Annotated in this window: 8 protein-coding genes and 1 pseudogene; 6 read left to right on the top strand and 3 right to left on the bottom strand. The window is 37.5% G+C overall.

The genetic code is table 11. The features are described 5' to 3' along the window. Window positions 1–107 precede the first annotated feature (107 nt). Window positions 108–317 (top strand): DUF6219 family protein, encoded by a 210-nt coding sequence (locus tag LJE12_RS18905; RefSeq protein WP_118614323.1) that lies wholly within the window; start codon window positions 108–110, stop codon window positions 315–317. Window positions 318–583: 266 nt separating this feature from the next. Next, on the top strand, window positions 584–748 hold the full coding sequence (locus tag LJE12_RS18910) for a hypothetical protein (RefSeq protein ID WP_182437636.1): 165 nt from the start codon (window positions 584–586) through the stop codon (window positions 746–748). A gap of 174 nt (window positions 749–922) precedes the next feature. Here LJE12_RS18910 and LJE12_RS18915 read toward each other — a convergent pair. Beyond that, a pseudogene (locus LJE12_RS18915) lies at window positions 923–1249 on the bottom strand (transposase); the annotation flags it as partial. 117 nt (window positions 1250–1366) lie between these two features. Between LJE12_RS18915 and LJE12_RS18920 the strand changes: the two are divergent. Both LJE12_RS18920 and LJE12_RS18925 read left to right on the top strand, forming a co-directional pair. Next, on the top strand, window positions 1367–2689 hold the full coding sequence (locus LJE12_RS18920) for an MATE family efflux transporter (protein ID WP_118614321.1): 1323 nt from the start codon (window positions 1367–1369) through the stop codon (window positions 2687–2689). Between the two features lie 8 nt (window positions 2690–2697). Then, a complete protein-coding gene (locus LJE12_RS18925; protein WP_118614319.1) occupies window positions 2698–3567 on the top strand; it encodes an AraC family transcriptional regulator in 870 nt (289 codons plus the stop codon). A gap of 216 nt (window positions 3568–3783) precedes the next feature. Here LJE12_RS18925 and LJE12_RS18930 read toward each other — a convergent pair whose 3' ends face one another. Continuing rightward, the gene (locus LJE12_RS18930; RefSeq protein ID WP_118614317.1) at window positions 3784–4698 is read right to left on the bottom strand and encodes an IS3 family transposase; all 915 of its coding nucleotides are present in this window, start codon (window positions 4696–4698) and stop codon (window positions 3784–3786) included. Next, on the bottom strand, window positions 4695–4979 hold the full coding sequence (locus LJE12_RS18935; protein ID WP_005612369.1) for a transposase: 285 nt from the start codon (window positions 4977–4979) through the stop codon (window positions 4695–4697). Before LJE12_RS18935 ends, LJE12_RS18930 begins: the two co-directional genes overlap by 4 nt. A 394-nt stretch (window positions 4980–5373) precedes the next feature. Here LJE12_RS18935 and LJE12_RS18940 point away from each other — a divergent pair, with 394 nt between their 5' ends. Both LJE12_RS18940 and LJE12_RS18945 read left to right on the top strand, forming a co-directional pair. Beyond that, complete coding sequence (locus LJE12_RS18940; protein ID WP_118569674.1) at window positions 5374–6129, top strand: 8-oxo-dGTP diphosphatase; 756 nt, start codon at window positions 5374–5376, stop codon at window positions 6127–6129. Between the two features lie 55 nt (window positions 6130–6184). Then, complete coding sequence (locus tag LJE12_RS18945; RefSeq protein WP_055154318.1) at window positions 6185–6622, top strand: hypothetical protein; 438 nt, start codon at window positions 6185–6187, stop codon at window positions 6620–6622. The last annotated feature ends 134 nt before the right edge of the window (window positions 6623–6756 follow it).

Below are 6756 nucleotides of genomic sequence, written 5' to 3' on the forward strand. Positions count from 1 at the left end.
ACGAACTTGAGGGAATCGGAAAAAATTTATAAAGCACACTCCAAATTCAAGTTTGCATATTTCATTAAAAGGCACATATTAAAATTAACACAAAAGGAGATGTTAGAATGAAAGCTCATGAATATTGGTCTGTCGGAGCATTGATAACGATGCTAGGAACTTTTTATAGCGGATATAAAGGTTTAAAATCAAGCCATAAATATTTTGCGGCAAGTTCTTTGCTTTGTATGATTATGGCTATTTACACAGGTCATAAGATGATATCTAAAAACAAGAAAACAAAGAAAGAACCAATATCATTAGGAAATGAAGAATAATACAATCAACCTTGTGCCAAGTGGGCACGAAGTTGGCATAGTCACTATGGTGTCAGGAGAAATCCTGGCATCTTTTTTTTATATCTTTTTACACTTCAAAAAATAATTTCAAAAAATTTCTAAAATCATGTCCGATTTTGTCGCTCCCAATACAGAGTATATGGAAGGCAAATTGAAAATCCTCTGATTTCCAAAAATCACAAACGTAAAAGAGGTTCAGACAGTTCTTCCGATTGCACCTTGACAATTGAAGGAGCTGATACATCTTGAGAAACATGCTTACCGGAGTTAATCCGGCTCGTGCAGGCGAAGACTCCTACGGGAAGAGCGAAGCAATAATGATACCACCGAAAGGTACAGGACCTGACACAAATGAAAATGGATCGTTTAGTTTTGGAAACAACAATGGAGATGATCTTATGTATGTTTGAGTCATGTGACACAGAGGAATTTACAGAAATATTCGGCACGCTGCTTCCCTATGCGGTGGAGAAGAACAATGATCTGTTTATTGTAAAAGACTATTTGCTATATATACGACATGATTTCGGGCATGTCAAGAGCAGACGTCAAAAACGTCCTTCTCATCATGCATATAGATTCTGTTATTCTGGGAGTCGTCCCTCATACATAATGCTGAGTTCACCGTAGACCCGTCCCCAGTTTCTAATGCTCATAGTCCATTTTTTTGTGGCTTCAAAAGTTGCCAGATACAGGGCTTTCAGGAGTGCTGTATCACTTGGAAATACGCTTCTCTGACGGTTGAACTTACGGTAGGTAGAATTCAGACTTTCAATTGCATTGGTCGTGTAAATAACCTTTCCGACATCCGGTGAAAACTTGAAAATCGGTGTTATTGCATCCCAGTTATCATACCAGCGTTTCATAGAATTCGGGTATTTTGCGGTCCATTTTTCAGTAACACGATCTAGTACTTTTTAAGATAAAATAGAAATAGTGCAATTTTCACAGGATATTATACAAGAATTACATAGAAATATATCGTATTATTGATATAGTATTCTTGAATTGTATGTGAGGAGAAAACTATGGCAGCTGAAAGAAAAACATTAACACAGTTATCTGTGCCAATAGGCTTAGAAACTTTATTTTATATGCTTTCAGGTATGGTCGATACGCTTATGCTATCATCTGTAAGCGACCAGGCTGTAGGAGCAGTGGGAACAGCAAATACATATATAGGTGTTTTTATTATCATGTTCGGCGTAATATCGTCGGGTATGATAGCTGTTATGTCACAAAATATCGGAGCCGGAAGACCGGGGATAGCGTATCAGGCAAGACAACTTGGACTTATATTCAACGCATTGATAGGTATCGTAATGTCTGTCATTCTTGCTACTTTTTCTGGTGGGATACTTCGAATCGTAAGTATTGCTCCGGCTTTGCTTGAGCCGGCTGAAATATATCTTAGAATTGTTGGCGGCGCATGTTTTTTAAATGCACTGATTCCTATTTTCTCCAGTTATTTGAGAGTGTTTGGATATACAAAACATTCTTTGATAGGAACTGTTGTTGGAAATGTTCTCAATATAATACTTAATTCAGTATTCTTATTTGTATTCAACTGGGGTGTAATGGGAGTTGCTGTTGCCACGGTTATTTCAAGAGTTGTAAATCTTATTATTGTAGCAGGTATGGGGGCTGTGCTTATAAAAGCAAAACAGAGTCTTGAGCGAATTGCATCAAGAAAGATATTTGCGCAGATTGTTAAGATTGGTTTTCCTTCTGCGCTTGAAACAGCACTTTACAACATCGCAATGACCTTTATTGTGCGTTTTATGAATCAGATGGATGTGGATGGAATGAATGTTACAGCACGCTCATATGCTGTACAGATTTCAAATTTCTCATATTGTGTGGGAGCTGCCCTTGCTCAGGCAAATGCAATTATGACCGGTTGGAGAATTGGAGCAAAAGAGTTTGAGGAATGTAACAGGGGAACGAGAAAAGCTGCGATATACGGTATCATCACAGCGACCTGTTTTTCCGTGACATTTGCATTGGCAGGACATTTTATCGTGCATATATTTACTGATGATACACAGATGATAAATCTTGTGGTAAAGTTGTTAATAGTAGATGTCTTTCTTGAATTTGGAAGGGTAACAAACCTTGTATATGGTCAGGCATTAAAAACGAGTGGAGACGCACTTTTCCCGGTTATACTAGGTGCAATATTTATGTATTTGTTTGCAGTTGGCGGAACTTATTTTCTCGGAATACACATGGGACTTCTGGCTGTAGGATCATATATTGCTATGGCAGGTGACGAATGTGCGAGAGCTGTGGGAATGGTACTTAGATGGAAGAGTGGAAAATGGAAAAGTAAAGGTCTTATAGAAGTATAGGAGAGATTATGTACTTTGAATTAAAGGAAAATAAACCGCATGGTACAAAGGATGATCCGTTTAGTACATATCATATAAAAAATGAGGGACGATCATTTCAGATACCGGTACATTGGCATGATGAACTGGAAATTATATATGTAAAAAGTGGGTTTTTGACTGTAAGTATATCAGGAGAAAATTATATTGGAACCCCCGGGGATGCTTTTGTAGTGTCGCCGGGCAATCTGCATTTCATGGGTTCACAGGCTGGAGAAGAGGATTATTTTACTTTCCTTTTTCCACTTGAATATATCTCTTTTTGCACAGATGACATGTTAGATGATAAATTGCTTACTCCATTAAAAAATGGTCATTTGATGATAAGACCAAGGATCAAGGATGCAGCAAAAGAGTTGTGTGAGCAGTTGGCCGAAATATATATGGCAAAAAATGATGAAAAGAAGTTGGAAATAGCTGTTCAGATAAAGACAAAAATAATTCTTTTACAATTTATTCTTCGCATGTGGGAGAATGGATTTATAATCGAAAATGATAAAAGTGGAAGAAATACTGTAGAAAAAGAGATGATTTCATACATACAGCAGAGTTTTACAGGGGAGATATCATTAAAGGAATTTGGGGAACAGTTCCATCTTTCTGAAAAATATGTATCGCAATATTTTAAAGAACATTTTCATATTACGCTTTCAAAATATGTTACATATTTGCGGTTGGAGCATGCAAAACAGTTGTTACAAAATTCGGACATTCCAGTTACAGAGGTTGCAATGCTCAGTGGCTATCAGAATGTAAGTTATTTTATCAGAAGCTTCAAAAAAACATACGGAGTGTCTCCGTTAAAATATAGAAAAAATGAGCCGAGTACATGGATTTAGCGGAGTGTGAAAGAAACATAAACGATGTTACAAACAAAAGGTTAGGGAACACCTGAAAGGGAGTTTCCTAACCTTTTGTTGTATAGAGCTGTTATCAGTCTGCTCAATCAATAAATAATGCATTACAGTGTAGGGGTTCTTATCTTATGAATGATAATGAAACTTGGTCCTATGTCAAGATTTAGTACAAGTTAAAATGAGAAATTTCTCCCCATTTTAACCTGCCAGAAGCTCAGCCTCAGTGTGCGTTCTTTCATGCACTCGTTCGAATTCGTTTGGCGACATATAGTTGCAATGGTTATGAATTCGTTTCGTATTGTAGAAAGCTTCCAGATATTCAAAAATCAACTGGTATGCCTGCTTATAGTCGCGAATTTTAAAGCGATTGAGCCATTCACGTTTGATAATAGAATGAAAGGATTCAATGCATGCATTATCCCACGGAAAAGCTTTCTTCGAATAACTGCGCTGCATATTTTCGGTTGCTTTTTTATATTCCTTTGCAACATATTGGCTGCCACGATCCGAATGGATAATTAATGGTTGATCGATATTTCGGCGAGCTTTGGCTTTGTTTATAGTATCAATCACGTAAGATACTTCCAGTGTTTCTGAAAGCGTCCAGGCTATGATTTTTCTGGAAAATAAATCCATAACACTGGTCAGATAGACAAATTCATCTATTGTCCAGATGTAGGTAATATCCGAACACCAGACTGCATTCGGACGATCAGGATTAAATTGCTCATCAAGGATATTTTGTAATTCAGTGCTGAAATCGGAATCTTTTGTGGTGATCGTCCATAGTTTGCTCCACTGAGCACGGATCCCCATTTGGCGCATATATGTACCAACGGTTCTTTCCGAAATGATTTCACCAGTTTTTCGAAGTTCTACAGTGATTTTCGGAGCACCGTAGTTCTGCTTGGAATCATCATAAATATCCTGTATTTTTGCTTTTACAGCTTTACGACGTTTTTCTGTATCAGAAGGTACGTGGTGGAGCCATGCAAGATATCCTGAGCGAGAGACACCTAAAAATTTCAACATTCCGGAGACGGAAACCCGGCGTCCAGCCTTTTTGGCAGCTTCCGTCTTCTCAGACACTTCAAGATAAATGGCTTCCGTCATTTTCCCAGAATGTTGATTGCTTTTTTTAACACATCAAGTGCATCTTGGGCATCACGTAATTCACGTCTGAGACGGGCAATTTCCTTCTGCTCATCAGATGCATAATTACCAGAACCACGAACAGGAATATCACCTGATTCCCGGAAGTCTTTCAGCCATTTTGTTAATGTGCTGTATCCGATGCCAAGATTTTCTGCACATCCACGTACTCCGAGATCTTTGTGATCCTGATAGTACTGGACTGCATCAAGTTTAAATTGTTTGTCATGTTGCTTTGCCATATGAGATCCTCCTTCAGCATGCCTCTATTGTATCATGCTTATGTGTATTTGGAATTTCTCATTTTGGCTTGTACTATTTATATTCTAGCACCATTTTTCTCTTTGCCATAGATAGATTCTCCTTTCATTGGTTGCTCAAAGTAGTGGCTTTTGTGTTTTTGATTTAGGACAGGGTTCCCTAAATTGCTGGTTTTTTTGGAAGTGTATATACACTTCCTGTCCTTGCTATTTACCGGTGGCACAGCCGCCGGAAGAGAGTCTTTTGAAAAGAACCCTCTATAGATAAGGTATTCAGAGAAGAAAAATAGGACATCGCAGATCTGAGGTATGACGAAAGAAGGATTCTATGGTATAGTAAAATCTGAATGAGAAAAGAGGAAAAGAGGTCTTGCCGATGTCACGGAAAAACCATGAAATGATAGATGGAAAATTACTGCAGACTGACAAGAAATATGCTCAGTTGAAATTAAAGCAGAAAGAGAAGATTGCAGAATGGATGTTCCAGGCAACCAGGGATTATTATATGAAAAAATACACTTTCCCAAACGACAAACATCTGGAAGAAGTGGTGGATATTGTGTATGAAAAAATTGAAGATGCAGAAATCTGGATTCCGTATGGAGAGGTATTCAAGCATTACAAATCCAAACGATCGGATATCAATAAACGTATCAGAAGATCTCTGAATGAAAAAGAAGAGAGTCGGATTGAGAAGGTTTGCTTTATGAATATGTGTATGATCCAAGATGACAAAGGAAATGTGCTGGCATTGGATAAAGTGAATGACAGCTATACAGGGACAACTTTTCCAGGTGGTCATGTGGAGCAGAACGAGATATTTCAAAAATCTATGATCCGGGAAGTTTGGGAAGAAACAGGTCTTACGATTGAAACACCGAAGCTCTGCGGTTTATATCATTGGCATAAGGGTGGAGTACATTATGTGATTACGCTGTACAGAGCTGATAGATTTATCGGAGAATTGACATGTTCGGAGGAAGGGCAGGTGTATTGGATTCCGCTGGAAGAATTAAAAACCAAAGAATTGGCTACAGGTATGGAATACGTTTTACAGATCTTGGAGTCTGAGCAGGTGAATGAGTGTTATATGCATCTGGAAGCAGATGGATATGTTGGAGATTTATATTAAACGAAGTATCTACTTGGGATAAAATAGTTGTTGTGATGAAAATGGGAGAACAATAATGAATGAAAAATTAGAAATGGCAAAAAATTCCTTATATAATGCAAATGAAATAAAGGATATTAAAGAAAATCCGGTTGTTGAATCAGTTTTATTGGCACCTATAAAGGCAATCCCTGTTTTGGGGGATTTAATTGATTCATCAACAAATAAGTTATTAAATGATTTTCAGCAAAAGAAAGAACAGGAATTGTTAGATGTTATTTTGCAAGATGATCATTCTATAACATCGGAAATGGTAAATGATGTAGAGTTTATCATCAATTTTGCACGAGCAAAAGAGGCAGTGCAAAGGTTGGCAACGACCGATAAAGTTGAGTATTTTGGAAATCTTATACGAAATGGTTATTTGCAGGGGAAACATATAGATGGTAGTATTTTTGATGAATATATTCACATATTGAATAACTGCGCGTCGCATTCTCGTTACTTTCAGTGATGAGTTAGACGCGCAAATTTTTTTACTAAACAACAGAACAAATGTTTACATAAACCAATACATATGGTATAATATTTATATGGGTGCGAGCTGTGAAATCAGCATAGCTGATTTCCCCTAGCGAGCGGAAGAAA

It is taken from the genome of Blautia sp. DFI.6.71 (genome assembly GCF_020593585.1).
GTDB lineage: Bacteria > Bacillota > Clostridia > Lachnospirales > Lachnospiraceae > Blautia_A > Blautia_A wexlerae.